The organism is Coleofasciculus sp. LEGE 07092, from assembly GCF_015207375.1.
In the GTDB taxonomy this organism is placed as follows: domain Bacteria; phylum Cyanobacteriota; class Cyanobacteriia; order Cyanobacteriales; family Coleofasciculaceae; genus LEGE-07092.
In genome coordinates, this window is the sequence record NZ_JADEWY010000261.1 from 1 (window position 1) to 2568 (window position 2568).

Consider the following 2568-nt stretch of genomic DNA (forward strand, 5'->3'; position numbering starts at 1 on the left):
CCCCTACCCCAATTGACCTAAATCGGTTCAGCATCCAACCTCCGAATTGCCACAACAGCAGGTTTTGGCGGATCGGTAGTGCCTTTACTGGGCCAGTTTGAGCCAAGGGGAACTAGTCGCTTTTGCACGAACTCTTTGCCATCGGTAGTTTTCAGGGTAAATTTGCGGGTTTCTGCTGCCTTATCCTTGCGCATCCCGTGTTGTTCTCCTGGGTGTTGCACGGCTAGGAACAAAGTTTTTTGGTCAGGAGTAAAGAACAGTCCTGTAGTTTCGCATTCCATGGGTCCAATGCCAAAGAGGTAAGCATTTCCGGCATTTGACCCTGAAGTGGGCAAAACCCAGATGGAGTTATTGCCAAAGATGCCTTGAATATCTGTCTGCTCTAAGGGTTTCCCTTCGGCATCAACACGACTGGTGACTGTCTGATTGTGCTTAGAGGTAGAGATATCCGTTACCATCCACAGATTTCCATTGGCATCAAATTCTAGATTGTCTGGGTTAGCAAACCCCGCGCCTCCCTCTGCGGGTTCGCCCCCCATGGCAAAGGATTCCCACTGGAAGGTCATAGCGGCAGATTCGTCGCCATCTTCTACTAAGCGGACAATCCAACCGTACTCCCACGGAGTTTCCCCTTTCAACCCTTTGAAAATTCGCTTGTCAGGTCCGCCATCATCGCCAGGACTGCCGGAGGTGAAGGCAATGTAAAGGGAACCATCGGGGGCAATTTCTGTATCTTCTGGTCGGGCGGTTGTGGTAGCACCCGCCGCATTCGCCGCATAGTGGGCGTCAATGAGAATTGCCCCTTGCTTTTCAGTTTCGTTACCCTCGTAAAGGTCGCCTAGGGTGGCAAACTGTTCTTTAAAACTGGTGGCGTCTGCGTCCGTTTTGACCTCAAAAATACCCCCTTCCGGACGCTTGGGTAAGGGAACCAAATTTCCCTCAACGGTACTTGGCAGCACCGGATTCACGGATGTTTTGGGTTCAAGAGCAATCCACCGCCCTGTGCCGTCGGGTTCAAAGACTGCCGCATAGAGCATCCCGTCTGAGAATAGCTGAGAGTTGGCTTTATCTTGGGGTTTGTTAATGGTGCCTTTGCTGACAAACTTGTAGAGATGACCGCCCCGGCGATCGCATCCCGAATAAACGGCTAAAGGTTTGCCTGCGACTGCCTTCAACGCGACAGCTTCATGGCGGAACCGTCCCAACCAGGTGTGCTTGGTGCCGTAATCATCAGGGTTTGCTGGGTCAATTTCCACCATCCAGCCGTACTTGTTTCCGGCTAAACCAAAGACATTAGCTCGTCCGTCAACAGTTTTATCATCGATTTGGAAGGGCAGCGCTTCTGGGTCAAAGGACGTACCATCTACATAGACAGGTTCTGGCACTTGATCTTGGACGTTTTCTTCTGCACTTAAAACCGTTCCCCACGGGGTTGTCCCACCTGCGCAATTTTGGAACGTGCCGATAATGCGATCGCCCAAACCATCAATATATCCTTGACCTTGTTGCTTACGAAAAATAGCAACGGCTGGTCCTGTCGCCTTCAGGTAGCGATCATCCTCTAAGCCAGAAATCCCTGTAATACGGCGGTCAGCACTGGAATGGGTTCGCCTCCACTTGCCATCAGCCGTTTTACGAATTGAGATTACACCCAATCCCTGATCAACTAAGCCTTCTTTAGAAATTTCTCGGATTTTCGCTTTTAGAGCATCACTATCTGGCAACGCAAAAGCATTAATCTTGCCCTTACTATTCGCCACTGCCGCTTTCACCTCATCAAACGGCAGCGACTGACCAATCACCTGTTGATACGTCTGCATCCAAGTGCTACCGCTGATATACTCAAAGTTAATAGTCAGCAACCCCTCATCCTTACCCGTTTCAATAAATGAGAGGTAGTCGTTGTTATACCCAAAGCGAGAATCACCGATATTATCGCCCCAAGCGCCGATGATATCGTAGGTAAAGCCTTCTGGCAGCACTAAGTCATCCACGACTTCATAGCTGCCGTAATCTGCAACTTGTTTGGTCAATTCTATGCCATCGGTTTCCAGTGGCATAGAACCTCTGACTGGCTTGAAGCCGACAGTACTGCTTTTTGGGGCTGCCTTTTTTGAGGAACCGGACAATCCGCTGTTACCGGACGCACAGGAATGCAACGCAACAGCTCCCGCGCTAGCTCCCACAAATAGCAAGAAATCTCGACGTTTGAGAGCCATACTTAGCCTTCTCCCCCTAGGAATAGCTGTGTCTGAAACTAAGAAACTCCTAGTAGCTTTGCACCGACATCTTGCACCATTGTCAGTAAACCCGAAAACCCACCCCGAGTTAAAACTCCGGCGTCATAGCTTAAGTCCACGCTTTGTGGACTACAAGTCTTATCCAGTCGTATGCAAGACGAATGCAAGCTATGAGACAGTGGTTTTAACCCCTGGCGGGTTGTTGCCACTGGTGCAAGATCTGAGTTTGCACCGACATCCTATGCTAAGGCTTCAAGTTTAGGGATGGGTTAAGGCTTGGGGACTCTTCTGGTTAAGTAGGGGAGCGGGGGTGTAGGGGCTGTCTCTT

The 2568-nt window shown here is 50.2% G+C and carries 1 protein-coding gene; it reads right to left on the reverse strand.

Annotated elements, in window-relative coordinates:
- Window positions 1-17: 17 nt before the first annotated feature.
- Window positions 18-2219 (reverse strand): PhoX family protein, encoded by a 2202-nt coding sequence (locus IQ257_RS29345; RefSeq protein WP_193882599.1) that lies wholly within the window; start codon window positions 2217-2219, stop codon window positions 18-20.
- Window positions 2220-2568: the final 349 nt, after the last annotated feature.

What these genes read in the sequence shown, in the direction of transcription:
- IQ257_RS29345 (WP_193882599.1), bottom strand. Translation starts at nt 2,219, where the DNA reads ATGGCTCTCAAACGTCGAGATTTCTTGCTATTTGTGGGAGCTAGCGCG.